General features: G+C 61.1%; 20 protein-coding genes. 6 read left to right on the forward strand and 14 right to left on the reverse strand.

Annotation, left to right across the window (positions count from 1 at the left end; genetic code table 11):
- Nucleotides 1–75 precede the first annotated feature (75 nt).
- Both ABD819_RS13765 and ABD819_RS13770 read right to left on the reverse strand, forming a co-directional pair.
- Nucleotides 76–1,053 (reverse strand): electron transfer flavoprotein subunit alpha/FixB family protein, encoded by a 978-nt coding sequence (locus ABD819_RS13765; protein WP_345125263.1) that lies wholly within the window; start codon nt 1,051–1,053, stop codon nt 76–78.
- A 119-nt stretch (nt 1,054–1,172) separates the two neighbouring features.
- Entirely contained in the window at nt 1,173–1,913 is a 741-nt protein-coding gene (locus ABD819_RS13770; protein WP_345125265.1) for an electron transfer flavoprotein subunit beta/FixA family protein, read from the reverse strand.
- 152 nt (nt 1,914–2,065) lie between these two features.
- On the opposite strand from ABD819_RS13770, the gene ABD819_RS13775 reads away from it, so the two are divergent.
- The 6 genes from ABD819_RS13775 to ABD819_RS13800 all read left to right on the forward strand — a co-directional run bounded on the left by ABD819_RS13775 (nt 2,066) and on the right by ABD819_RS13800 (nt 10,417).
- Nucleotides 2,066–2,404 carry a tetratricopeptide repeat protein gene (locus tag ABD819_RS13775; RefSeq protein WP_345125267.1) on the forward strand — a complete coding sequence of 113 codons (339 nt, stop codon included), beginning with the start codon at nt 2,066–2,068 and terminating at the stop codon, nt 2,402–2,404.
- Nucleotides 2,405–2,428: 24 nt separating this feature from the next.
- Nucleotides 2,429–3,112 (forward strand): response regulator transcription factor, encoded by a 684-nt coding sequence (locus ABD819_RS13780; protein WP_345125269.1) that lies wholly within the window; start codon nt 2,429–2,431, stop codon nt 3,110–3,112.
- Between the two features lie 3 nt (nt 3,113–3,115).
- Nucleotides 3,116–4,483 (forward strand): sensor histidine kinase, encoded by a 1,368-nt coding sequence (locus ABD819_RS13785; RefSeq protein ID WP_345125271.1) that lies wholly within the window; start codon nt 3,116–3,118, stop codon nt 4,481–4,483.
- A gap of 124 nt (nt 4,484–4,607) precedes the next feature.
- Nucleotides 4,608–5,906 carry a TolC family protein gene (locus tag ABD819_RS13790; RefSeq protein ID WP_345125272.1) on the forward strand — a complete coding sequence of 433 codons (1,299 nt, stop codon included), beginning with the start codon at nt 4,608–4,610 and terminating at the stop codon, nt 5,904–5,906.
- Between the two features lie 145 nt (nt 5,907–6,051).
- A complete protein-coding gene (locus tag ABD819_RS13795; protein WP_345125273.1) occupies nt 6,052–7,137 on the forward strand; it encodes an efflux RND transporter periplasmic adaptor subunit in 1,086 nt (361 codons plus the stop codon).
- A gap of 121 nt (nt 7,138–7,258) precedes the next feature.
- Entirely contained in the window at nt 7,259–10,417 is a 3,159-nt protein-coding gene (locus ABD819_RS13800) for an efflux RND transporter permease subunit (RefSeq protein WP_345125275.1), read from the forward strand.
- Nucleotides 10,418–10,669: 252 nt separating this feature from the next.
- Here ABD819_RS13800 and ABD819_RS13805 read toward each other — a convergent pair whose 3' ends face one another.
- The 12 genes from ABD819_RS13805 to pseC form a co-directional block, all read right to left on the reverse strand.
- Entirely contained in the window at nt 10,670–12,157 is a 1,488-nt protein-coding gene (locus ABD819_RS13805; RefSeq protein ID WP_345125277.1) for an oligosaccharide flippase family protein, read from the reverse strand.
- A 91-nt stretch (nt 12,158–12,248) separates the two neighbouring features.
- The gene (locus ABD819_RS13810; protein ID WP_345125278.1) at nt 12,249–13,595 is read right to left on the reverse strand and encodes a DUF7033 domain-containing protein; all 1,347 of its coding nucleotides are present in this window, start codon (nt 13,593–13,595) and stop codon (nt 12,249–12,251) included.
- Between the two features lie 48 nt (nt 13,596–13,643).
- Entirely contained in the window at nt 13,644–15,008 is a 1,365-nt protein-coding gene (locus tag ABD819_RS13815; RefSeq protein ID WP_345125279.1) for a glycosyltransferase family protein, read from the reverse strand.
- Nucleotides 15,009–15,223: 215 nt separating this feature from the next.
- Nucleotides 15,224–16,267, reverse strand: a complete 1,044-nt coding sequence (pseI, locus tag ABD819_RS13820) for a pseudaminic acid synthase (RefSeq protein ID WP_345125280.1) — start codon at nt 16,265–16,267, stop codon at nt 15,224–15,226.
- A gap of 153 nt (nt 16,268–16,420) precedes the next feature.
- On the reverse strand, nt 16,421–17,065 hold the full coding sequence (locus tag ABD819_RS13825; protein WP_345125281.1) for an HAD family hydrolase: 645 nt from the start codon (nt 17,063–17,065) through the stop codon (nt 16,421–16,423).
- 62 nt (nt 17,066–17,127) lie between these two features.
- A complete protein-coding gene (locus ABD819_RS13830) occupies nt 17,128–19,095 on the reverse strand; it encodes an NAD-dependent epimerase/dehydratase family protein (protein WP_345125282.1) in 1,968 nt (655 codons plus the stop codon).
- Nucleotides 19,079–19,672 (reverse strand): GNAT family N-acetyltransferase, encoded by a 594-nt coding sequence (locus tag ABD819_RS13835; protein ID WP_345125284.1) that lies wholly within the window; start codon nt 19,670–19,672, stop codon nt 19,079–19,081. Before ABD819_RS13835 ends, ABD819_RS13830 begins: the two co-directional genes overlap by 17 nt.
- Before the next feature lie 125 nt (nt 19,673–19,797).
- The gene (locus ABD819_RS13840) at nt 19,798–20,544 is read right to left on the reverse strand and encodes a class I SAM-dependent methyltransferase (protein WP_345125285.1); all 747 of its coding nucleotides are present in this window, start codon (nt 20,542–20,544) and stop codon (nt 19,798–19,800) included.
- A gap of 117 nt (nt 20,545–20,661) precedes the next feature.
- Entirely contained in the window at nt 20,662–21,624 is a 963-nt protein-coding gene (locus tag ABD819_RS13845; RefSeq protein ID WP_345125286.1) for a class I SAM-dependent methyltransferase, read from the reverse strand.
- Nucleotides 21,621–22,355, reverse strand: coding sequence for a cytidylyltransferase domain-containing protein (locus ABD819_RS13850; protein ID WP_345125287.1), 735 nt, complete (start codon nt 22,353–22,355; stop codon nt 21,621–21,623). The genes ABD819_RS13845 and ABD819_RS13850 overlap by 4 nt, the downstream gene beginning before the upstream one ends.
- Nucleotides 22,355–23,008: a pseudaminic acid biosynthesis-associated methylase gene (locus ABD819_RS13855; RefSeq protein ID WP_345125288.1), complete on the reverse strand. Its 654-nt coding sequence runs from the start codon at nt 23,006–23,008 to the stop codon at nt 22,355–22,357. Before ABD819_RS13855 ends, ABD819_RS13850 begins: the two co-directional genes overlap by 1 nt.
- Nucleotides 23,009–23,139: 131 nt before the next feature.
- Complete coding sequence (gene pseC, locus ABD819_RS13860; RefSeq protein WP_345125289.1) at nt 23,140–24,324, reverse strand: UDP-4-amino-4,6-dideoxy-N-acetyl-beta-L-altrosamine transaminase; 1,185 nt, start codon at nt 24,322–24,324, stop codon at nt 23,140–23,142.
- Nucleotides 24,325–24,384: the final 60 nt, after the last annotated feature.

Consider the following 24,384-nt stretch of genomic DNA (forward strand, 5'->3'; position numbering starts at 1 on the left):
AAAGACTTGGGGACTCAGGTCCCGGCTTTCTCACGAATGCCACGGGCCTAAGTCCCCAAATACGTTTATTCAGGCTTAGCCCAGCGCCTTTACGGCCGCCGTCAGCTTGGGCAATACGTCGAAAACGTCGCCCACGATGCCATAATCGGCTGCTTTGAAGAAAGGAGCTTCCGGGTCTTTGTTGATAACCACAATCACCTTCGAGCTATTGACGCCAGCCAGGTGCTGGATGGCCCCCGAAATGCCGCAGGCAATATACAGGTTCGGCGATACCGTGATGCCGGTTTGGCCCACGTGCTCGTGGTGAGGGCGCCAGTCCACGTCCGACACCGGCTTGGAGCAGGCCGTGGCCGCGCCCAGCGCCTTGGCCAGTTCCTCAATCAGGCCCCAGTTCTCGGGGCCTTTCATGCCCCGGCCGCCGGATACCACGCGGTCGGCTTCGGGCAGCAGCACGCCGCCGGCCTGGTCCTGCATGATAACCTGAGTAGGAGCATCGGCGAAGTCAGCATCGGCCAGCTGGGCCGAGAAGCTGCTTACTTCGGCCGTTTTGCCGGCATCGTGCTTGGCTTCGGTCGAGTTTTTCTTCACGGCGATGATTTTGCGGTCGCCGCTCAGGGCCACGTCCGAAAACGCTTTGCCCGAGAAAGCCCCGCGCTTCACCATGAAGTGACCACCCTCAATTTTGGGCAGCTCCACTACGTTGGTCGCCAGGCTGGCCTTCAGGCGAACCGACAGGCGCGAGCCCACGGCCGCGCCAATGTTGGAATTGGCCAAAATAATGATTTTAGCCTGCTCCTGCTCGGCCGCCGTGGCGATGAGCTTGGTGTAGGCGTTGTTCACGAAGTCCTTCAGGCGCGGCTCGGCGTCGTGCAGCACTTTCGTGATGCCCTGCTCGCCCAGGAGGGCCAGATTGGCGGCGTTGGCTTCGCCTACGGCAATGGCCGTGGCGGTGGTGCCCAGCATGGCGGCCACCTCGGCCCCGTAGGAGGCCACTTCCAGCGACGACTTTTTTACTTCGCCGTCGGCGCATTCAACTACAACTAATACAGACATGGTTTTTTATAATTAGTAATTAATAATTATTAATTAAGAATTCCGAAACGAGGCTTTTGCTGGTTGAAACGACTGCAAAAGCAATTATTCATTCTTAATTACTAATTACTAATTGATGTTTAGATGACTTTGGCTTCGTTGCGGAGCAGCTTGATGAGCTCGCCGGCATTCTCAGCGTCGATGAGCTTCACGCCCTGCTTCTTGGGGGGCAGCGCGAACTCGGCTACCGTGGTGCGGGCGGGCTCGCCCACGGCGGGCACCACGCGCAGGGGCTTGGTGCGGGCCGTCATGATGCCGCGCATGTTGGGGATGCGGGGCTCGCACATGGGCTGCTGGCACGAGGCTACGAAGGGCGTATTCACGGTCACGATTTCTTTGCCGCCTTCGATTTCGCGCTCCAGCGTGGCGGAGTTGCCGCTCATATCCAGCTTCATGGCCGGGGCCACGGTGGGGATGCCGAGCATTTCGCCCACCATGCCGTGCACCTGGAAGCCGTTGTAGTCGATGCTTTCCTTGCCCATCAGAATCACGTCGTAGGCACCTTCTTTGGCGACGGCCGCAATCTGCTCGGCCACGAAGAAGGCATCCTGCGGGGCGGCGTTGACGCGGATGGCGTCGTCGGCCCCAATGGCCAGGGCCTTGCGAATGTTGGGCTCGGTATCGGCTTCGCCCACGTTGAGCACCGTCACGGTGCCGCTGCCGGCGGCTTCTTTCAGCTCGATGGCGCGGGTGAGGGCGTATTCATCCCAGGGATTTATCACGAACTGGACCCCAGCCTTGTTGAACTCCTTGTTATCGGGCGTGAAGGTGATTTTGGTGGTCGTGTCGGGCACGTTAGAAATGCAAACCAGAAACTTCATCTAAACGGGGTTTGGGTGGCGAAATCAAAAGAAATGCGGCATGCATAACAACCTGTAGGAACCAGGGGCACGCGGCGGCAAAACTGGGGATAACCGACGAACGGTAGAAAAGCCGCAATTTTGCCCCAAAGGTAAACAAAACTCCCTCCCTGATGAACACGCCGTCCACCCGTTTGCAGCAGCTGCTGGCATTCTACGCCGATGACCCGACCGATGCCTTCACTATCTACGCCCTGGCTACCGAATACCGCGCTCAGGAGCCCGAACGGGCCTGGGAATATTATCAGAAACTGCTGACCGAACACCCGGACTACGTGGGGACTTATTACCACGCCGGCAAGCTGTTGGAGCAGTTTAATAAGAAGAATGAAGCCGAAAAAGTTTACCGCGATGGTCTGCGCGTGGCCCGCAAAGCCGGCCAGCAGCACGCCGCCAGCGAATTGCTGCAAGCCCTGAACAGCTGCCTGGGCCTGGACTACGAGGATGACTAGGCGCGGGCGCGTTCCTTTGCAGCCATGGCAACGAAAATTCTGCTGGTTGAAGACGAGCCCAAGGTGTCGGCCTTTATCCGGCGCGGGCTGGAAGAGGAAGGCTTTGAAGTAGTGGTAGCGTACGACGGCTCCTTCGGGCAGCGGCTGGCGCTGAGCCAGGAGTTTGATTTGGTGATTCTGGACGTGATTTTGCCCGGCCAAAGCGGACTGGAAGTGCTGAAGGCCGTGCGCGCCCAGGACCAGGAGCTGCCCGTGCTCATGCTCACGGCGCTGGGCACCACGCAGGACAAGCTGCTGGGCTTCGATGGCGGGGCCGACGACTACCTGGTGAAGCCCTTCGACTTCGTGGAGCTGCTGGCCCGCGTGCGTGCCCTCACGCGGCGGCGCCGCCGTGGCGAAACCAAAGGCAGCCAGCTCACCCTGGCGGACCTGACCGTGGACACGGCCGCCAAAACCGTAACCCGGGCGGGGCAGCCCATCAAGCTCACGGCCCGCGAATTCAATCTGCTGGAATTGCTCCTGCGCCACCACGGCCGGGTGCTGAGCCGGGGCGAAATTGCCGAGCACACCTGGGAAGCATCCTTCGACACGGGTTCGAACGTGATTGACGTGTACGTGAACTACCTGCGCAATAAGGTGGATAAAGGGTTTAATAAAAAGCTCATTCACACCGTAGTGGGCATGGGCTACGTACTGCGGGAGGAATAAAAAATGACCATTCGAAACCGGTTGACCTGGCTGTTTATGGCGATGGTAGCGGTGCTGCTGCTGGTTGTGCTGACGGTGATTTTTGCCCTGCAGGTGGGCTACACGCAACGCGAGTTTCGGCAGCGGCTGCACGACCGGGCCCAGGTGACCGGCTATATCTACCTGGAAAAGGATGAGATGCGCGCCGGCTCCTTCCGCGACTTCGAGAAGAAGTACCTGGAGTCGCTGAACGACGAGATTTTGCAGATTTACGACGATAAGCTGCGGGTGCGCTTCCTGGCCGAAGACGAGCGTCTGCGCTTGTCCGAAGCCACGCTGGCTCGCATTATTTCTAACGGCGAGCTGTATTTTACCCTGGGGCCGCGGCAGGCACTGGGAATTTTTTACCACGATAACCAGGGCGATTTCGTCATCCTGGTGGCTGCCGAAAATACTTCCGGGCACCGCCGCCTGGCGCACCTGGCCATCATCATGGGGGGGATTTTCGTGGGCAGTCTGCTGCTTATCTACATCCTGGGGCGGCTGTTTGCGGGGCGGGCGCTGGCCCCCATCGCGGCGCTCAACGACCAGGTGGACCGCATCACGGCGCAGGACCTGCACCGGCGCGTGGACGAAGGCCGCCTGCGCGCCAGCGAGCGCGACGACCTCACCCGCCTGGCCCGCACCTTCAACCGCCTGCTCGGGCGGCTGGAAGAAAGCTTTGCCGGCCAGCGCACGTTCGTGAGCAACGCCTCGCACGAGCTGCGCACGCCACTCACGGCCAGCATCGGCGAGCTGCAGGTGCTGCTGGCCCGCGACCGGCAGCCCGCCGACTACCGCGAGGGCGTGGCCTCGGTGCTGGCCGAGCTGCAACAGCTCAAACTGCTCATCAACAACTTACTGGACATGGCCCAGGCCGACGGGGCCGTGGCGCTCGACGAGGACGTGCGGCTCGACGAGCTGCTGTGGGAGGTGCGCGAAGCGGTGCCGCCCGCGCTCCGCAACCGCCTGCGCATCGACCTGGGCAATTTGCCCGACGACCCGGCCGAGCTGGAAATCAAGGGCAACCGGGCGTTGCTGTCGCGCGCATTGGGCAACCTGGTCGACAATGCGCTGAAATACTCCGGGCCGGCGCAACCGGTGGAAGTCGCCCTGCGGTGCGCGGCCGGGCAGTGCCGGATTCGGGTAGCCGACGCCGGGCTGGGCATCGCGGCCGATGATTTGCCCAACGTGTTTCAGCCGTTTTTCCGGGCGGCCAGCGCGCGCGGGGTGGCGGGCCACGGGGTGGGGCTGCCGTTGTCGCGCCGAATCGTGGAGCTGCACGGCGGCACGATAGCCATCAGCTCCGAGCCGGGTCGGGGTACGGTGGCGGAGGTGGTTTTTGGCGCCTGACGGGAACCCGGCGAAAGTTTTTTCTGAAAAAAACGTATTCTAATCCGTTTCTAATGCGCCTCTAATACGAGCCTAATCCGGGCACCGGAATTTTGTGACATATCCTCTGATTGTCGCTTAACCCATGCTTCGTTTTCTGCTTCTGCTGGCCGGCCTGCTGGCCACCGCTGTTCCCCTAATCAACGCGCAGACGGCCCCGGCCGCGCCGGCCGCCGCCGATACCGTTCGCCTGACGCTGGCTGAGGCCGAGCAACGCTTTGCCCAGAACAACCTGTTGGTCATTGCCCAGCAGTACAACGTGACTATCGCCCAGGCGCAGGCGCTGCAAGCCCGCCTGATTGACAACCCCACGGTGTATCTGGAGCAGGACCTGATAGGCCGCAAGGTGATGCGCCGCGAGGTGCCGGCGGGCACGCAGGGTAGCGAAATGATTATCAGCTTCCAGCAGCTGGTATCGCTGGCCGGGCGGCGCAAAGCGGCTGGGCGCGTGGCCGGGCAGGGTACCGTGGTGCAGCAGCTCAACCTGGCCGACCTGCTGCGCAACCTGCGCTACCAGCTGCGCACCACCTACTTCGACCTGTTTTTTAAGCAGCAGACGCTGAGGGTGTACGACACGGAAATCACCTCGCTGACGCGGACCGTGGGCCTGTACCAAACGCAATTCGATAAGGGTAACATTGCCCTGAAGGAAGTCATTCGTCTCAAAGCTTTCCTGTTTTCGCTGCAAAGCGAGCGGCAGGCCATCCTCGACGACGTTGCCGCGGAGCAGGCCGACCTGCACGTGCTGCTCCGCGATGCCTCCGGGGCGCGGTACCGCCCGGCCGTGAACCTGGCCCTGACCCGCAGCCTGCGCCTGAACTACACCGAACAGCAGCTGGCCGATACCGCCCTGGTGGCCCGCACCGACCTGCGTGCCCGTCAGGCCGCCCTGGAGCAGCAAAACCTGAACCTGAAGTACCAGCAGAAGCTGGCCACGCCCGACCTGGCCGTGGGCTACACCTACGACCGGGCGGGCTCCTACATCAACAACTACAACGCCCTGACGCTGGGCATCGCGGTGCCGCTGTTCAACCGCAACCAGGGCAACATTCAGACGGCGCGGGCCCAGATTGCCGGCAGTAGGGCGCTGGTCGACCAGCAGCAGCTCATCGTGCGAGGCGAGGTGCGCCAGGCCTACGACCATGCGGCGCGCAGCGACGCCCTGTTTCAGAGTGCCGACCGCGACACCACGCCCTTCGCCCGCCTCATGGTGGGCATCGAGCAGAGCTATGCCAAGCGCCTGCTGAGCGTGGTGGAATACCTCGACTTCTTCGAGTCTTATAAGAACAATCTGGTGCAGCTCAATACCTTGCGCGCCAACCGGGTGCGGGCTTTCGAGCAGTTGAATTTTGCCGTTGGTAAGCCGGTATTCCGGGCCGAATAGGCTTTTTGAACGAAAAGGGAACGTCATGCTGAGCGCAGCCAAAGCATCTCGCGTGGGGTAGTAACTCAATCGTCGGCAACGATGCGAGCGAGATGCTTCGGCAAGCTCAGCATGACGTTCTTTTAAAGAAAACAGCTAAAAAAATATGAACCGCACCTTTCTCGCATTGCTGACCGCCGTTGTCCTGGTCGGCTGCTCCAAACCCGAAGTAAAAGAAGAAAAGAAGGAGGGCTTCCGGCTTTCTGACACCATGATGCAGCAAATTGTGCTGGACACGGTGCACCTGCGCCCGGTGCAGGATGAGCTGGTGCTGACCGGCGAGATTGCCGCCGATGGCGACAAGACCGTGCAGGTATTCCCGCAGGTGGGCGGGGTGGTCGAGCAGCTCAACGTGGAGCTGGGTGACAAGGTGACCAAGGGGCAGCTGCTGGCCGTCATCAAATCGGGGGAGATTGCCGACGTGCAGAACCAGACCACGGCTTCTACTTCCGACCTCGACATTGCCCGGAAAAACCTGGCTGTGGCCGAGGATATGTACAAAGCCGGCCTGAACTCGGAGCGCGACGTGGTGTTGGCCCGCGCCGAGGTGACCAAGGCCCGCGGCACGGCGAACAAAAACGCGAAGCAGCTCAGCGTGTATGGCGTCGGCAAGGATGGCATGTACGAGCTGCGGGCCCCCATTTCCGGCTTTATCACCGAGAAGAAGGCCACCGAGCACGAGCAGTTCAACGTGAACGACAGCAACGTGGGCAACCTCTTCACGGTGAGCGACCTGGATGATGTCTGGATTATGGCCAACGTGTTCGAAGCGGACATTTCGAAGGTGGCGGTGGGCTATTCCGCCGACGTAACCACGCTGTCGTACCCCGACAAGCACTTTCGGGGCAAGATTGACAAAGTATTCAACGTGCTGGACCCGGATAGTAAGGTGATGAAGGTGCGCGTGCGCCTCGATAATCCCGGCTATCTGCTGAAGCCGGCGATGTATGCCCAGGTGCGCGTGGAGAATACCGAAGGTGCCAAGGCCCTGGCCGTACCCGCTAAATCGGTGGTGTTCGATAAGGACCGCAACTTCGTGATGGTGTACCGCGACCGCACCCACGTGGAAACCCGGCCCGTGACCATCAGCAAAACGGTGGGCGACTACAGCTACGTCACTTCCGGCCTGAAAGCTGGTGACGTGGTGATTGCCAGAGACCAGCTGCTCGTGTACGACGAGCTAAACGACTAGAGAGGGAGTGAACAGTTGGCAGTGAGCAGTGAACAGGCCAGAAAGGCGCTGTTCGGGCTGGCTGCTGCCGATACTTTTCACCAACCTGCTCATTGTTAACTGCTAACTGCTAACTGATTCAATGAATAAGTTCATCCAAGGCATCATCGCCTTTTCGTTAAAAAACAAAGGCTTCGTCTTTCTGATGACGCTGGTCGTGGTAATCATGGGCGTGGTGAGCTACCGCAACACGCCCATCGAAGCATTTCCGGACGTGACTAACACGGAAATCACCATCATCACGCAGTGGCCCGGCCGCTCGGCCGAGGAGATGGAGAAGTTCGTGACCGTGCCGATTGAAATCGCGCTGAACCCGGTGCAGAAAAAGGCTTCGGTGCGCAGCACCACGCTCTTTGGCCTGTCGGTGGTGAAGGTGATTTTCGACGACGGTGTGGACGATGCCTTCGCCCGCCCGCAGGTGAACAACCTGCTGCGCGAGGTGGACCTGCCCGATAACATCTCCCCCGACGTGCAGCCGCCCTACGGCCCCACCGGCGAAATCTACCGCTACACGCTGGAAAGCAAGACCAAAACGGTGCGTGAGTTGAAAACCCTGCAGGACTGGGTGATTGAGCGCAACCTGAAGGCCGTGCCCGGCGTGGCCGACGTGAACAGCTTCGGCGGCGAGGTGAAGGACTACGAAATCAGCGTGAACCCCGGCAAGCTGCAGGATTTCGACCTCACGCCGCTCGACCTCTACAACGCCGTGCAGCGCTCGAACATCAACGTGGGCGGCGACGTGATTAACAAGGGCCAGCAGAACTACGTGGTGCGCGGCATCGGCCTGCTGAACAACATCTCGGACATTACCAATACGGTGATTAAGAACGTGAACGGCGTGCCGATATTGGTGCGCGACGTGGCCAGGGTGACCGAATCGGCGTTGCCCCGGCTGGGCCAGGTGGGCCGCGGCATTCAGGACGACAAGCTCGAAGGTATCGTGGTGATGCGCAAGGGCGAAAACCCGTCGGAAGTCATTGCCCGCCTGCATGCTAAAGTGGACGAGTTGAACTCGAAAATTCTGCCGCCCGACGTGAAGATGAAAACCTTCTACGACCGCCAGCAGCTGATTGACTTCTCGACCGAAACCGTGATTCACAACCTCCTGGAGGGTATTGTGCTGGTCACGCTCATCGTGTTCCTGTTCATGGCCGATTGGCGGACCACGGTCATCGTGTCCGTTATCATTCCGTTGGCCCTGCTGTTTGCCTTCATCTGCCTGCGGCTGAAGGGTATGAGCGCTAACCTGCTGAGCATGGGCGCCATCGACTTCGGTATCATCATCGATGGAGCTGTGGTAATGGTCGAGGGCTTGTTTGTGGCGCTTGACCATAAAGCCCACCAAATGGGCATGGAGAAGTTCAATAAGCTCTCCAAGCTGGGCCTCATCAAGAAAAGCGGGCGCGACATGGGCAAGGCCATTTTCTTTGCCAAGGCCATTATCATCACGGCTTTGCTGCCGATTTTCTCCTTTGAAAAAGTAGAGGGCAAGGTCTTCTCGCCGCTGGCCTGGACGCTGGGCTTCGCCCTGCTGGGCGCCCTGGTGTTCACGCTCACGCTGGTGCCGGTGCTGGTGAGCATCCTGCTGAAAAAGAACGTGCGGGAGAAGGACAACTTCTTCGTGCGGGCCGTGAACAACGGGGCGAACCGGTTCTTTCGCTTCACGTACGGCCGCAAAACGGTCAGCCTGGTTATTGCCTTCGCCGTGACGGCGGTGGGCCTGTATTCCTTCTCGTTCCTCGGCTCCGAATTCCTGCCGGAGTTGAACGAGGGCAGTATTTACGTGCGCGCCCAGCTGCCGCTGAGCATCAGCCTGGAATCGAGCAACGACCTGTGCAACCAGATGCGGCGGGTATTCCTGAGCTTTCCGGAAGTGAGCGACGTGGTGAGCCAGACCGGCCGCCCCAACGACGGTACCGACCCGACCGGCTTCTACAACAACGAATTCCTCGTCCAAATCAAGCACACGCCGGAAGTGGAAAAGGAGATGAAGAGCAAAGCCAACCGCGAGGATTTGGTGGCGCGCATGAAGACCAGGCTCGACCGGTTTACGGGCGTTGACTTCAACTTCTCGCAGCCCATCACCGACAACGTGGAGGAAGCCGCCTCGGGCGTGAAAGGCTCGATTGCCGTGAAGATTTACGGTACCGACCTGGCCACGCTCGAAGCCAAGGCCCGCGAGGTGTACGAAATTTTGAAAACGGTGCGCGGGATTGATGACCTGGGCGTGCTGCGCAACATCGGCCAGCCGGAGTTTCACGTCGACCTCGACGAGCGCCGCATGGCCAGCTACGGCGTGAATAAGCTGGACGCCAACTCGGTGCTCGAAATGGCCGTGGGCGGCAAGGAAGCCACGCAGCTTTACGAAGGCGAGCGCAAATTCCCCATCCGGGTGCGCTACGAGCCGCAATTCCGCCAGACGCCCACCCAAATCGCGGCCCTGATGGTGCCTACGCAAAATGGCAAAACCATCCCGCTTACGGAAGTTGCCAACATCAGCTCCGTGACTGGCCCCAGCCTGATTTACCGCGATGATAACCGCCGGTTTGCCGCCGTAAAGTTCAGTATCCGGGGCCGCGACATGGGCTCGACCATCAAGGAAGCCCAGGAAAAAGTGAATCGCCGCGTGGCGCTGCCCAAGGGCTACGAGCAAAAATGGACCGGCGACTTTGAGAACCAGCGCCGCGCCCAGGAACGCCTGAGCCAGGTGGTGCCGGTGTCGCTGGCCCTCATCTTCTTCATCCTGTTCCTGTTGTTCGGCAACCTGAAGGATGCGGGCCTGGTGCTGCTCAACGTGCCGTTCGCCATCATCGGCGGCATCGCGGCGCTGCTGATTACGCACACCAACTTCTCGATTTCGGCCGGTATCGGTTTCATCGCCCTGTTCGGCATCTGCATTCAGAACGGCGTGATTCTGATTTCGGTCTTCAAACAGAACTTGGTGAAGAAGATGACGCTGGACAGCTCGATTAACGAAGGCGTGATTTCACGGGTGCGGCCCGTGGTGATGACGGCCCTCATGGCCACCATTGGCCTCATGCCGGCCGCCATTTCCACCGGCATCGGCTCCGAAACCTCTAAGCCCCTGGCCATCGTTGTAATCGGCGGCTTGATAACGGGTACCATCTTGACCCTCTTTATCTTCCCGCTGGTGTTCGAGCGGTTCTACCGGTCGGAGCACACCAAATATGTTCCCCTGCCCGACGAGCGTGATTATCTGGAGCCCGTAGCGGTTCACTAACGCAGTTCCGCTTTTTGTGTACTGAGTTAAAAGTTGAGAGTTAAAAGTTAAAAATCAGATACAATGAGTTTTAACTTTTAACTCTCAACTTTTAACTTTCTGCAAAAGCGTACACTAACCTGAAAACCGCTGTAGGGATTTTGATTTTAGGTTCAGGCGCAAAGCCCGCTGCCCGGTTGGACAGCGGGCTTTGCGCCTGAACCTAAAATCCGCCATTCAGCCGCAACGGTAAAACCAAATATTACTTGATAATCAAGAAGTAAACTTGCGCTTCCGCAAATCCGTCCACAGCGTCACCGCTTCGGGCGCGGCGCGGGTGAGCAATACGCCAGCCGTGTAGAGCACCGTGAGCACGCCGCCGCGCAGCAGCAGTGTGAGCCAGGCGTTGCTGGTTTCGGGCAGGGCCCAGGCGGCGAGGCCGGCTACCACCGCCACCGCCAGGATACGGGCAATGCGGCCATCAAACGGCTGCAAGCCGTAGCTGCGCCACACGAACCAGGTGCGTACCACGTTGATGCTCACCAGCGCAATGCCGTAGGACAGGGCCGCGCCGGCCAGCCCAAACCGGGGAATCAGCAGCCAGTTGAGGCCCACCACGGCCGAGGCTAAGGTGATGTTGAAGAGTAAGTCGAACCGGTAGCGGGGCGACGTCACGACGATGGTGGCATTCACGCCCGTGATGCCATCGACGAGCCGGGCGGCCAGCAGCAGCAGCACCGCCGAGCTGCCGGCCGCGTACTCGGGCCGGTGGATGAGGCCGAAGATGAAGTTCAGATTCAGGCCGATGCCCAATGCCAGGTAGCAGCCCAGCAGCGTGTTCACGCGCGTAACCCGCTGGTAGAACAGGCCCATTTTGGCCAGGTCATTCTCCTTCCAATATTCGGCGATGAGTGAGAAGGCCGTTTTGTTGAGCGCCCGGAAGGGCAGGGTAAGGGCCGTGCTGATGTTGGTGGCAATGAGGTAGATGCCCGCCGCCGCCAGGCTGAGCTTGGCTCCCACCATGATGTTGTCGATGTTGAGCAGCACCGTGCCCGAGATATTACTCAGCAGCGCGAAGCCGCCAAAGGCCAGCATTTCGCCCAGCGGCTTGATGCGCAGGGCCGCCCGCGTAGGCCGCAGGTGCAGCTCACCGATGGCCGCCAGGTAGCCCGCCAACAGCAGCGCCACTACTGCGTAGGCCCCCGCGTAGGCCAGCACAAACCCCGCGAAACTGATGTAATGCGCGCTGTATGCCACGGCCGCGCCCACAATGAGCAGCCGTAGCAAAATCTCCTGGCAAAAGGAAGAAAACGACGTGTGAAACAGCGACTTCAGGTAAGCATCCTGCAAGGCCCCGAGCATGATGGCCCCGGCCAGCAGGATAGCCACGCCGTAGTGCTGCGAGAGCAGGGTAGCATCTTCCGCCGCGTACCAGCGCAGCACGAAGGGTTGGCCCAGGCTCATCACCCCCGCCACGATGACGAAGCCCAGCAACGGCAGCCCCAGCAGCAGCGGCAGAAACCCGGCGTGATTACGCCCCTGATTGCGGAAATACGGAAAATACCGCAGCCCCGCGCTCCCAAACCCAAAGGCGCTGAGCTGCGCGCCAATGGTGGCAAAGGACACCAGCAGGCCCGTCAGGCCAATTTGGCCGGGCGTGAGCAGCCGCGGCAGAATCAGAATGGTGTTGACAAAGCCAATGGCGAGGCCGACGTAGGAAATCAGGGCGTTGCGGATGCCCTGGCGCTGAACAATGCCCAAAAGAGTGACTGAGTGATGGAGTGACTGAGTGTAGCACATGCTTTAGCTTGTGCATCGTGAGAAGGCACAAGCTAAAGCATGTGCTACAAGCTCAAAGTTCGGCCACAATCTGGCTTCCGGTGCGGAATGCCGCGCCGCGCGCCCGGAGGTGTTGCATAATTTCGGCGAACTGCACTGGGCCGGTTACGGTGTTGGCCGGGTCGAAATGGTCGTTGTGCCAGAGCACAGTAGCCACGCCGCCAAACTTCTCAATTTCCGCGAACATCGGTTGCAAAGCCGGCAAAATCTCCTCGGCCCGCAGCTGCAAATAGTTGGGGTGATGCAGCGTGGTATCCATCACGTTGAGCGGAATTTCCAGGAAATTGTGCGCGCCGCCGGTGGCAAAATTGAAGGGATAAAAGGGCTGGCAGTACGAATTGCGGAAGCCAAAATGCTCGGCAAAGCCCAGCGTAGAATCGTAGCGAAAGCCCGCCGCCGCTACCAGTGCCGGGGTAGCGCGGGGCTCCCAGCGCAGGTAGTGAAAGCGTAAGCCCGCAATGTCGGGCCGCAACGCTTCGATTTCACGGCCCAGCCGGGCACCGCCGTCAGCAGCCGTACCAATGCTGCCGTGCAGGCTGATTTCGGCCCCGGCTTGCTTCAGCCGCCGCAGGCGCTCCCGCAGCGAAGCAGCTATTTGATAATCGGCATTCGGGGTGCCATCGGCCCCCGGCTGGTGCTCGGGCAGGATGAAAAACGTGGACCGGGCCCCAAACCCGGCCACGGCGGCGGCCACGGCTTCCAGGTTGTCCCAGGTATCGGGTCGGGTAAAATGCTGCCACGCCAGCTGCCCGAATTTCAGCAGCTGCCCTTGTCGCAGGGCAGCTTTGGCGGGGGCCTTCCAGGCACTGCGCAGGTTGTCGATGTCGTGGGTGATAAAGGCGGCAAACGGCGCATCGGCGGCCCAGCGGCGGGGCCGCAACGCCACGCTCGTGACGTGCTCCACGGCCGTTTTCAGCACGTCGAAATAGTAGTTCACCACGGGTAGGGCCACAAAACCGTACTGCTGCTGCACGCTGCCCGCGTAGGGAAACCGGCCGTGCCGGTCGCGGGCATCGGAAAAATACTCCTGCCAGCCGCTGAGCAGGTAGAAGGCGGCAGAAATAACATCCGCGCCAATGGTGGCCCGGCCCGTAGCCAGCTCCAACAGGGATGCTTGTGGCCGGGAGTCGAAGAAAAACGGTACCCGCCGGCCCGCCCATTCGCGGATGTTGGGCGCCGGCGGGTACGGGGTGGCGACCCGGAAAAAGCCGCTGGCGTGGTTGGCCACCATCACGCCCAGCGGGGTGGGAGCGTACCCAATCGCCACGTCGGGCACGGCCTCAAACGCCAGCCGGAAATGCCTCAACACGTAGGCCAGCCGCGTCTCATCCGAAACCAGCGCGGCAACGGGGGGCGGCAAAGATGACGAGTGAGTTGAGGTTGGCATTGAATCAGAACTACAATATTATCAGTTGGTTGAATTTGTCTGGTTAAGCCAGTTATTTAGTAACTCTAAGGTATGGGGCTGGCTGCGTCCCTCGTATTCGGTGCCCAGGCTGGCGTTGTAATACACGGCCCGTTGGTAAAGGTCGGCGGGCTTGAGCTGGGCATATTTTCGGAGGATGGCGGCCAGCCCGGCCGGCGAGTCGGCGCGGGCCACCAGGCCGCGGGCGGCGTAGCCGTAGTAGTCGTCGGTGAGCGGGTTGGTGCCGAAGCGGTAGTAGATGCTGGCCACGTTGAGCAGCGTGGCTTCGAGGTGGGTGGAGGTGTCGGCCGCTACCAGCGCATCCTGCCGCAGCAGGAAATTGAACACGTTTTCCTGGCGGGCGTCCGACCATTCCAGGCCGGGCAAGCGCCGGCGCAAGGGCTCAAAATCGCGCCCGTCGCTGGGGTGCGGCCGCAGGGTGAAGGTGAGGGTCGGCAGTTCGCGCAGCAGGTACACCAGCGTCTCGACGAGGGCCGGCATCGGGTCGTGGATATTACAGGCCAAGCCCACGCGGCGCACGGTCGGGGCCGTGTTTTTCCGGCTCAGATACCTGTCAGCTTTGGGCATGCCCACCAGCGCCACGCGGCCATGCACGGGGCCGCATTGCCGATACTTATCCATGGCATCCTGGCCTTCCAGCAGGTTCAAATCGAAGCCCAGGGGTGGGAAATTGGCACTCACGCTGGCGTGCTGCACGTAGGCGGTGGGCACGCCCTCGGCGCGGCAGGCCAGCAGCAGGGAGCGGGTATCGTCGTTGTGGTCGTTGGAGAAGATGACGGCCCGCGGCCGGTAGTGCCGCAGCGCCCTCCGGTACACTTCGTAGTAGCCAATGGCGTAGAAAATGAAGTCGAAGAACCGCCAGGCCCGGCCGCCATCGGTTTTCAATAAGCCAAAAAACGCTAGAGGTAATTGCCAGTAGTACAGCAGCTTGCGGCGGAGCGACAGCCGGTTCACCATGCCATTGTAGCGCCCAATGTTCTTGGCCTGGCCCGCTACAAGCACGGCATCGGGCCGGGCCGTCCGGATAAATTCCAGGGCGTCGTAGTTGTTGGCGCTCACCACGTAGAGCCAGACTTTGCCGTGCAGGTCGTCCCGGTTTTTAATCGGTTGAAACACGTTGCCAACCAGCCGCAGCCCCGCGTAGCCCAGCACCCGCGCCAGGCGCTTCAGCGGGTTGGCGGGCGAAATATCGGCCAGGGCGGCCGGGGGTAAGGCCGCAAATATCGCCGTGAAGCGCAGCTGCAGAATGTCGCGCAGGCGGGGAATGAGGCTTAGGGTAGGAGGGTGTGAGGGTATGAGAAAAGGAGTTGAAGAAGGTTCTGAAGTAATTGGAGACGTTGTAGCCATGCTTTTGAAACCTAGAATTCAAACCAAAGTATCACCCTCATAAGTAGGTCGTGGGAATTAGTTTGACTTATCAGCACGTCATGCTGAGCCCGTCGAAGCATCTCTACCGCTTCGCTGAACGGCCCTGCTGAAGCGGTAGAGATGCTTCGACTGCGCTCAGCATGACGTTCTTTTTTATTGCAAAGTAATTCCCACGACCTACTTACCCTCATACCCTAAACTGCCTCCCAGGTGAGCGGGGTGCCGGGTTTCAGGGCTTTCGCCGCCTTGCGGCCGAGCACCACTTCCCAGTTGCGGGGCCAGAGGCCGTCGCCGGGGCGAATGATTTTCAGGTTATCGGTCGTGAATTCCTCGCCCGCCGCGATGGGCTTGGCCACGTAGATGCTGCGCTTGTAGAGCCGGCTTTTTTCCTCGCCGGTCTGGATGCAGAGCTGTACCGAGCCCAGGGCCTGGTGCGCCCGCTCGGTTTCTTCCACCAGCATTTTGAGCTCGTGCGGCTCCAGCGAAAAGGCGGCATCTACGCCGCCTTCGGCGCGGCTCAGGGTAAAGTGCTTTTCGATGACGCAGGCCCCCAACGCCACGGCGGCCACGCTCGCGCCCACGCCCATGGTGTGGTCGCTCAGGCCGATGGGACAGCCGAAGGTTTCGGCCAATACCGGGATGGTGCGTAGGTTGGTGTTGGCCGGCGAGGCCGGGTAGGTGCTGGTGCATTTCAGCAGCACCAGCTCGCGGCAGCCGGCTTCGCGCAATACCCGCACGGCGTCGTCAATCTCGGCCAGTGTGGCCGCGCCGGTGCTCACAATCACGGGCTTACCGGTGGCGGCCACCTTGCGCAGCAGCGGCCAGTGGGCATTCTCAAACGAGGCGATTTTGTAGGCCGGCACGTCCAGCGTTTCCAGAAAATCCACCGCCGTCTCGTCAAATGGCGAGCTAAAGGCCAGCAGGCCGTGCTGCCGGGCGCGGGCAAATAGCTCGGCGTGCCACGCCCAGGGCGTGTGGGCTTCCTGGTAGAGCTGGTACAGATTCTTGCCTTCCCACAGCGACTGGCCCTCTTCGTCGATGGCAAAGCCGGTGTCCATCGTGATGGTATCGGCGGTGTAGGTCTGTAGCTTCAGGGCGTCCACGCCGGCCGCGGCGGCGGCATCCACCAAGGCCAATGCCCGGTCCAGGCTCTGGTTGTGGTTGCCCGACATCTCGGCGATGATGAACGGCTTGTGGGCGGGGCCAACCGGACGGCCACCGATGGTAATTTCGGTCATGGGGTGATTGGGGCAATTTCGAAGCGCAAAGGTACACGGGCCGTAGCGCGATGTAGCGCGGACTTTGTAGTCCGCGAGTGGAACCGTTGCACTCGCGGACTACAAAGTCCGCGCTACATCGCGCTACACCGCGCTACATCGCGCTACACCGCGCTACAGCTCATCCAGCGAGTGAATGCTCCTATCCGCCTCGTGCGCCGCGTCGGCCTCCAGGTGCGCATAGTTTCCCCGCAGAATACGCACGGTTTTAAACCCCAGCGGCTTGATGCCCACAAAGTCCTTGCGCACGTTGTCGCCCACGTAAATCACCTCGGCGGCGCTCACGCCCTCGCGCCGGCAAATCAGCTCGAAAACGTGCGGATCGGGCTTGGCCCGGTGGCGGCCGTAGCGGTTGGTGAGGTAGGCGTGGCGCACCCGGCCGGCCAGCGGCAGCGCGGCCACCTTGCGGGCCTGCACTTCCTTGTGCCCATCGGTGACGATGTAGAGCGGCCAGGCGGCAAAGCGGGCCAGGCAGCGCTCCGCATCTGGAAACAAGGCCAGTTGGGGCAGATGCTGGCGGTAGGCGCGCAGGCAGGCTGCCACGAGCGTTTTGCTCCAGCGGCCGTGCTGGCGCAGCACGTTATCAAACACCTGGCCCCGGCCCTGCGTGACTTCTTCCGCAATCATACCCGCCGCCAAAGTTTCGGCCGGCACGTCCAGCAGCGGACTCAGAAACGCCGCCACCGCCCGAAAGCCACTGTGGACGTAGCTCAGCTCGGGGTAAAGCGTGTCGTCAAGGTCGAAAACGAGGACGGGCATAAAAGGGAGTTAAAAGTGAAAAGTTATGAGTTAAAACCATCTGCTTAAAAGGGGATTTTAACTCATAACTTTTCACTTTTAACTTCTTTCACCACGTCCGTCGCTGCCCGCACCTGGCGGAGCGGCCCGGCGGCCGGCCGAAACGGAAAATCCCGCAAATCAGCACCGGCTGCTTCCTGCAAAAACCAAAAGAATGAATCGACGCCCGCCGCGATACCCAGCGTGGAAGCCCCGCCAAAGCGGCAGTTGCACTCAATGATGTGCAGTCCACCCGCATCGGTGAGCAAGGCTTGCAGCACGAAAGGCCCATACAGGCCCAGCTTTTCCACAATAGGCGTAAGGCGGGCTACCAGGGCCGGGTCGTGGATAGTGGTGGTCACCTGCGACTCGCCCCGCACCACCACGTCGCGGGTACGGGCCACGAGGCCATGGACCCGCCCGGCTCGGCTCAGGTAGCCGTCCACGCTGATTTCGCGGCCGTGGATAAAGGGTTGAAATATAGGCTCCTGCAAGGTCTGGGCGTGGGCCACGGCGGCGGCGTAGGGCAAGTTGAGCCCGAGGCTGAGCGAGCCGGCCCCGTGCCGCTCCTTCACTACAAAGGCGGTGTCAGCGTTGGGTTGGTCACTAATTAACGCATCGATACTGAGGCTGGTAGCAATGACCGGCAGGCCCGCTTTCATTCCGAATGCGGCAAATTCCAGCTTATCGAGGCAGCGGTGAACAGCTTCGGGCGCGCTCACCAGCACGGCGATGCCGGCCTCGGCCAGGGCCGCGCGGTGCCGGCTCCAGAACGCCAGCTCGCCATCGCGCGTGGGTATTACGCGGCTGATGCCCCGCGCCTGACAGTGGCTAATGATGGCGGGCAAATGCTCATCGGTAGTGATGGGCATCACCCAGCTCGCCTCGGTGAAATGAAAGCCCAGCGCGTGCGGGTTAAGGTCGCCGCCAACGACTTTGATACCCGGATTCAGACGTTTGGCGGCGTGCTTCACGGCCTGGGCCAGCGGTACTTTGGCCGCCAGGCTGCTGATGAGAATGTGCCCCGGGCCCCTAGCGGCGGTAGTTTCGTCGGCGGCTATGGTAGCCTGGCGCGCCCGCTCGAAGGCGATGATTTCGGGAATGGCCACTTCCAGCGTGGTCGGCGGCAGCCAGTCGATAACCCGCGACCAGGCCGTCATATCGGCCTGCGAGGCTTCGAAGGGAATAGCCGAGGCCACGTAGGTGGCCCGCAGGTCGGGGAAGTTTTGCCGCAGTACTTCGACCACATCGGCCACGCGACGGGCGCGGCCGGTGCCCAGGTTGATGAGGCCCGTGACCGTTTCGGCGGCAGCCAGGCGGAGCAGGCCCTCGGCCGTGTCGGCGGCGTAGAGGTAGTCAAAAAAGGATTCAGCCCCGTACACGGTGATTTCCTCGCCGGCCAACAGCATCCGCACCCAGCGCGAGGTAATGTCGCGCCCGTTGCGGCCGTAGCCGCGGTAGATGCGCGGAGCCACGGTGCTAAACTGCGCCGCCCGAAACGTATCCAGGAAGCGCAGCTCGATTTCGTGGGCCAGCTTGGCCATGCCCGTCAGGTTGCGGGGCAGAATGGGGTCGGTTTCGCGCAGGCTGGTGGGCTCCTCCGGCACCTCGGCCCCGGTGTAGAGCGCCGGGTCGTAAATCAGGTAGCTGGAGGCGAATACCACGCGGCGCAGCGAGGGCAGGTCTTTCTGCACCGTCATCAGGTGGTGGCTGAGCTGCACGTTGTGCCGGAAATTCTCCTCCCAGAAGCCGTAGGTTTCGGTGGAGCGCTCGAACGTGGCGGCGAGGTGAATGAACAAATCGGGCGCGAACACGCCGATTTCCTGTTCGGTCAGGAAGTTCAAATCGCCCTGCCGGTACTGGAACCGCGCCGGAAAATCGGCCGGACGCGGCTTGATGTCACCCACCAGCACCTGAATATCAGCGTCCAACGCCGCCAGACGGCGTGTCATTTCCTGGCCGATTACGCCGGCCCCGCCGCTGATAAAGATTCGTTTAAAGGGTAGTTCCAAAGGCTGTGGCATAGTCGGCGGCCAGCTGGCCGTGCATCAGTGAGTCGGCAAAAGTACCGGGCCTTAGCTGCACATGCTGCCGTAGGCGGCCTTCGAGACGAAACCCGGCTTCTTCCAGAATGGCGACGTGGGCCGGCCGGATGTCGTAGGTTTCGGTAAACAGGCGGTTGAGCTTCAGTCCATCAAATGCCACCTGCCCCAGCAGCCGCAGGTGTGCCCGGAAATCCTGGCGGTAGGTGGTTGGATTGGCGGCCCGGGCGGGGTCGGCCAGGAAGGAAACTTCCGCCCGCGCATCGGGCCAGGAGATGTGGACTAAGCCGCCGTAGGCAATGAGCTCATCGTGGTGCAGTAAGGAAAACAGCAGCTGGCCGGGCCGTTCCTTCTCGAACAGCGGCAGGACAACTTTTTGAAAATAAGCATCCTGTTGCGCGGCGCTCAATGGCTCGGCTTGCCGAAGGACATCTAACTGGGCATTGCGCCAGGCCCGAATAGGCTCCCGGTCCTCATAGCGGATGGGGACGAGGCGGTAGGCTTCGTGGCGGAATTCGGCTTGCGGGAGGGGGCGGTAGGTGGTCACGGCTGGGGACAAAAAAGAACGTCATGCAGAGCGTAGCGAAGCATCTTTACCGCGCACTAATCAACACCTCTGCAACGAAGCGGTAAAGATGCTTCGACTGCGCTCAGCATGACCGTCCAGTAGTGTTACACCACCAAATACGAAATCAACGGATTAAGCGGGCTGCGGCGCAGGGCATAATTCGCTATGCCGAACACCTCGTCAAACGCCAGCGTTTCGCCGGGAAATTCGGGGCAGTTCAGCTCATCGAAGGCCACGATGGCCCCTTTGGTGAGGCGGGGCCGGATGGCTTCGAGGCAGGCTTTGGTGGGGGCGTAAATGTCGAAATCGAAATAGGCGAAGGCGATGACGGTTTCGGGGTGGTCCTTCAGGTAGCGGGGCACGGTTTCGGAGGCATCGCCGGCCACCAGCTCAAACTTGCGCTTGTGCGGGATGGGGCTGTCGGCTTCGTGCAGGGCCAGGATTTGGGCGAGGTGTTGCTGGTAGTTTTCGGTCACGCCGTAGTCGCCTTCCTTAACCAGCTGGCCGTCCTTGGCATCGACGGAGGGAAAGCCGCCAAAGGTGTCGAAGCCAATGATTTTGCGGTTGTAGTTAAACGGCTCGTAAATGCCGCGCAACGCGTGCATCAAGGCCAGGTTCTGACCCCAGCGCACGCCGAATTCCATGGCCACGCCGTGTACCGGGATGATTTGTTGGTAGAGCTCGGTGAAGAACAGCAGGCGCGAAAACGTCTGCCGGTTCAGGTACAAGCCCAGGTTGTTGAGCAGTTCGGTGTTCGGAATGGGCGACTCGCGCAGGGTCTGGGCGAAGCCTTCGCGGCGCAACTGCTCGGGCGCGGAAGCCCCGCTGAGTACGGAAATAGGGGAGGACATGATGGTGCTTGGTTGGCGGTGCTTGGTGCTTGGTTAATCGTGAAAGAATGCGGCGCTGGAGGCAAACTGGCCAGCGATGTGCCAAGCACTAAGCACCAAGCACCAAGCACCAAAGTTCTAAATCGGCTGTAAAAATGCGACAATACTGCGGCCCAGCCCTACGCCGGCCAGGGCTTCGTAGTAGGCCGCTACGGCTGGCAGCGGTGTCGTGCGCAGCAATAGGTTGTCCTGTTCCAGGCGGGCGTGGTGAGCCCCTTTGCCTGCTTCGCGGTTCACCACGTAGTTGGCATTGGGATTTAGCAGGTTGAGGTCAATGGGTTGGTCACCAAGGGTTTTTGTGACGTGCCAGCCCGTGGCTTCCGCCAGGTTGCGCAGGCCGGTGGGGTTGAAGTAGGAGAGGTGGTCGGGTAGCACCACCCAGAAGGGCCGGTCAATCTGCCCGCTGTCGAGCAGGTGCTGTTGCAGGGCCGAAAAATCGTTGGGCACGTCCACGACCAGCACGCCTGCCGGCTTCACCAGCGCCCGGCAGAGGCGCAGCAGGTCGGCGGGTTCCAGTACGTGTTCGAGCACGTTGTCCAGCCACAGCACCTCGAACTGCTGGCCCGCCGCCACCAGCTTTCGCAGCTCTTCATAAAGGTCGCCGGTACGCAGGTACTCTCGTAGCGCGGGGTGAAATTTCTCCAGGCTGAAGCTGCTGAAATCCAGGCCCAGCACCTCCCAGCCCTGCCGCTGGAAATAGTCCAGCGCCCAGCCTTCGCCGCAGCCGATATCGAGAAAACGCCGGCCGCTGGCAGTACCTGCCGCCGCCGCCGCATCCGATTCGGTAGCCGCCGCCGTTGCATCAGTTGCGTCAACTGCGGGGTTTTTGCCCTTCCGCAGCTCTTGCAGCACCCAGTGGCGCAGGCGCAGCTTGCCTTCGATGTGCTCCAGCTCGGCGGGCGGGTAGGCGGCTTGGTAGGTGGTCAGGTTTTCCTGATAGTAGCGCCGGGCGTAGTAGTCGCGCAGCTCCCCGGGCGTGGGCTTGTGCTTGATTTCGTAAAATCCGTACTCGTTCAGGCGCAGGGTATCGGGCAGAATCATGCTGTTTTTTGCTCGATGTGCGCGTTCAGGGCCATGATTTCGGGGTGCGCTTCGAGTAGGGCCAACAGGGCCGATACGTCGAGCTGCTCGGCGTGGTAGTCCTCAATCAGCCGGCGCAGCACTTCGTAATCCTCGGCCGTGTCGAGCGTGATGCGGAAGCGACTAAAGTCACCGTCGGGCCACATTTCATCCCGGAAAATCACGCGGCCAGCCGTGGCCGGGTTGGCCTTGATGTAGGGCGTGACGTGCTCCCGCTCGTAGGGCAGCGTGGCGATGGTGTGGGCTTCGGCCAGCATTTGCATCGAGAAAATCTCGAAATCCAGCCCGCGTGGAAACGTGCGGATGATGGAATTGGAGCGGTACACCAGTGGGTTTCCTTCGGCCAGATACCGCTCCACGGCGGCTCCGATGAGGTGGCCGTCCACCAGCGGGCAGTCGGAAGTCACCCGCACAATCACGTCGAGGCCAAACTCTTGGGCCGTGCCGTAGTAGCGGGCCAGCACGTCGGCTTCGCTGCCGCGGTGGTACGGGATTTTATTGGTCTCGGCGTAGGTAGCCAGCAAGTCGTCGGCCGGCTCGGTGGTGGTGGCCAGGTACACGGGCAGGCCGCTTTGGCGCAGCCGGGCTATGTGGTAGTCGAGCAGCGGGCGGCCGGCGGCGGGCAGCAGCACCTTGCCGGGCAGCCGGGTGCTGCCCATCCGCACCTGCGAAATGATACCGGCGCGCAGCATTAGATGGTCGTTTTTTCGAGCAGGTACACCACGTCCTGGTTGCCGCGCTCGGCGTCGTTGATGTAGGGATAAAGCGTTTGCTTCACCAGGCGCAGGTTGGGGAAATTATCCAGAAAAACCTGGGCGAAGTCAGTTTTCCAGAGGAAGCCCTCGTTGCCGCGGTACTTAATGGCCGTGGTTTCGGGGGCATAATATTCGTAGCCCATGATGTAGCGGCCCGAGCAGCGCACCATTTCGCCCATGATGCGGGGCAGGTCCTCGGGCGCGATGTGAATCAGCACGCCGTTGGTGCAGGTCACATCGAAGTAATTGTCCTTGAAGGGCAAATCGAAGCCGCTGCCTTGCAGGATATTCACGCCGCGCACAAAATCACGGGCTTTTTCCACGGCGTAGCCTTGCAGCTCCACGCCGTACAGGTTGGTGAAGCCGGCGGCTTGCAGGCCCACCAGCTGCATGCCGGTATTGCAGCCCACTTCCAGGATGCGGGCCTCGCGGGGCAGGCCGCCGAGGAATTCGGCGTTCATTTCCAGCTTAGTGTGGCCGTATAGGTCGCGGTAAAAGGCATTCCACTCGGCCAGCGGGCGCGAGTTGCGGTCGGTGTATTCGCGGCCGAAGTCGCCGGCCCAGAAATCTTCTTGTTGGGTATGCTGCAAGGTCAAGGAGGGGAAATTAAAAGAGCGTTTCAAGCACGTCATGCTGAGCGCAGCCGAAGCATCTCTACCGCGTAAGTAATTAAATAGTATTGAGGTAGAGATGCTTCGGCTGCGCTCAGCATGACGTGCTATTACTGCTGTTCATTGCTTGTTACAAATTCAGTAACACACGCCACCACATACGCCTGCTCCTCGTCGGTGAGCGTCGGGAAAAGCGGGATGCTAAGGCAATGCGCGTAATATTCTTCGGCCAGCGGGAAGTCGCCGGCTTTCCAGCCCAGGCCCTCATAATAGGGCATGCGATGCACCGGGATGTAATGCACCTGCGCGAAAATCTGTTTGGTTTTCAGAAAGTCGTACAGCTCTCTGCGGTCGGCTACCTGAATGACGTACAGGTGGTAGGCGTGGCCGGGCCGGCCGGGAGCCAGCACCGTCACGCCGGGTATTTGGGCAAACGCGGCATCATACTGCGCGGCCAGCTGGCGGCGGCGGGCCAGGCCGGCATCGGCGCGGGCGAGCTGGCTGAGGCCCAGGGCGCAGTTGAGGTCGGGCAGGCGGTAGTTGTAGCCGAGCTCCTGCATCTCCATGTACCAGCCGCCGTCGGGCTCGCGGCTGAGGTCGGCCGGGTCGCGGGTGATGCCGTGGGTGCGCAGGCGCAGCAGGCGATGGTACAGGGCCTCCGAGTTGGTGGTAATCATGCCACCCTCGCCGGTAGCAATGTGCTTCACGGGGTGAAAGCTGAAGATGGCCAAATCGGCAAAGTTGCCGTTGCCGCAGCGCTGCTCCTGGCCTTCGGAATCAATAAAAAAGCCTCCCGGCGAGTGGCACGAATCCTGGATAATCCAGAGGCCAAACTCAGTCGCCAGCTGGCGGACTTCTTCCAGGTTCACGGCCAGGCCGGCGAAATCAACCGGAATCAGCCCGGTGAAATGACCCTTGGGATGGACTTCGAGTAGCGCCCGTACTTTCGCCAAGTCAATCAGGCCCGTGGTCGGGTCGATATCGGCGAAATGCACTTCGCCGCCGCAATAGCGCACGCAGTTGGCCGAGGCCGCAAAGGTGAGCGGCGAGGTGATGACGCGCTGGCCGGGCCGCACGTTCAGGGCCAGGGCGCAGAGGTGGAGGGCGGCCGTGCCGTTGCTTACGGCCACGGCGTATTTGGCCCCGATGTACTGGGCAAATTGCTTCTCAAACTCGGCCACGGTGGGGCCTTGGGTGAGATAGTCGGCGTGCAGGCTGGCCGTGACAGCGGCCACATCAGCCTCGGTGATGTTTTGGCGGCCGTAGGGCAGGGGGCGGGTGGGGTGGAAACTCATGCGACCCCAAAGATAGGGGGCGGGGCTATTGCGCAAATTTCGGGCTCCCGGTTGTAGGTT

Source organism: Hymenobacter antarcticus, from assembly GCF_039539545.1.
Classification (GTDB): Bacteria; Bacteroidota; Bacteroidia; order Cytophagales; family Hymenobacteraceae; genus Hymenobacter; species Hymenobacter antarcticus.

What these genes read in the sequence shown, in the direction of transcription:
- ABD819_RS13785 (WP_345125271.1), top strand. Translation starts at nt 3,116, where the DNA reads ATGACCATTCGAAACCGGTTGACCTGGCTGTTTATGGCGATGGTAGCG.
- ABD819_RS13770 (WP_345125265.1), bottom strand. Translation starts at nt 1,913, where the DNA reads ATGAAGTTTCTGGTTTGCATTTCTAACGTGCCCGACACGACCACCAAA.
- ABD819_RS13840 (WP_345125285.1), bottom strand. Translation starts at nt 20,544, where the DNA reads ATGTCCTCCCCTATTTCCGTACTCAGCGGGGCTTCCGCGCCCGAGCAG.
- ABD819_RS13825 (WP_345125281.1), bottom strand. Translation starts at nt 17,065, where the DNA reads ATGCCCGTCCTCGTTTTCGACCTTGACGACACGCTTTACCCCGAGCTG.
- ABD819_RS13845 (WP_345125286.1), bottom strand. Translation starts at nt 21,624, where the DNA reads ATGATTCTGCCCGATACCCTGCGCCTGAACGAGTACGGATTTTACGAA.
- ABD819_RS13775 (WP_345125267.1), top strand. Translation starts at nt 2,066, where the DNA reads ATGAACACGCCGTCCACCCGTTTGCAGCAGCTGCTGGCATTCTACGCC.
- pseI (WP_345125280.1), bottom strand. Translation starts at nt 16,267, where the DNA reads ATGACCGAAATTACCATCGGTGGCCGTCCGGTTGGCCCCGCCCACAAG.
- ABD819_RS13850 (WP_345125287.1), bottom strand. Translation starts at nt 22,355, where the DNA reads ATGCTGCGCGCCGGTATCATTTCGCAGGTGCGGATGGGCAGCACCCGG.
- ABD819_RS13800 (WP_345125275.1), top strand. Translation starts at nt 7,259, where the DNA reads ATGAATAAGTTCATCCAAGGCATCATCGCCTTTTCGTTAAAAAACAAA.
- pseC (WP_345125289.1), bottom strand. Translation starts at nt 24,324, where the DNA reads ATGAGTTTCCACCCCACCCGCCCCCTGCCCTACGGCCGCCAAAACATC.
- ABD819_RS13790 (WP_345125272.1), top strand. Translation starts at nt 4,608, where the DNA reads ATGCTTCGTTTTCTGCTTCTGCTGGCCGGCCTGCTGGCCACCGCTGTT.
- ABD819_RS13780 (WP_345125269.1), top strand. Translation starts at nt 2,429, where the DNA reads ATGGCAACGAAAATTCTGCTGGTTGAAGACGAGCCCAAGGTGTCGGCC.
- ABD819_RS13765 (WP_345125263.1), bottom strand. Translation starts at nt 1,053, where the DNA reads ATGTCTGTATTAGTTGTAGTTGAATGCGCCGACGGCGAAGTAAAAAAG.
- ABD819_RS13815 (WP_345125279.1), bottom strand. Translation starts at nt 15,008, where the DNA reads ATGGCTACAACGTCTCCAATTACTTCAGAACCTTCTTCAACTCCTTTT.
- ABD819_RS13795 (WP_345125273.1), top strand. Translation starts at nt 6,052, where the DNA reads ATGAACCGCACCTTTCTCGCATTGCTGACCGCCGTTGTCCTGGTCGGC.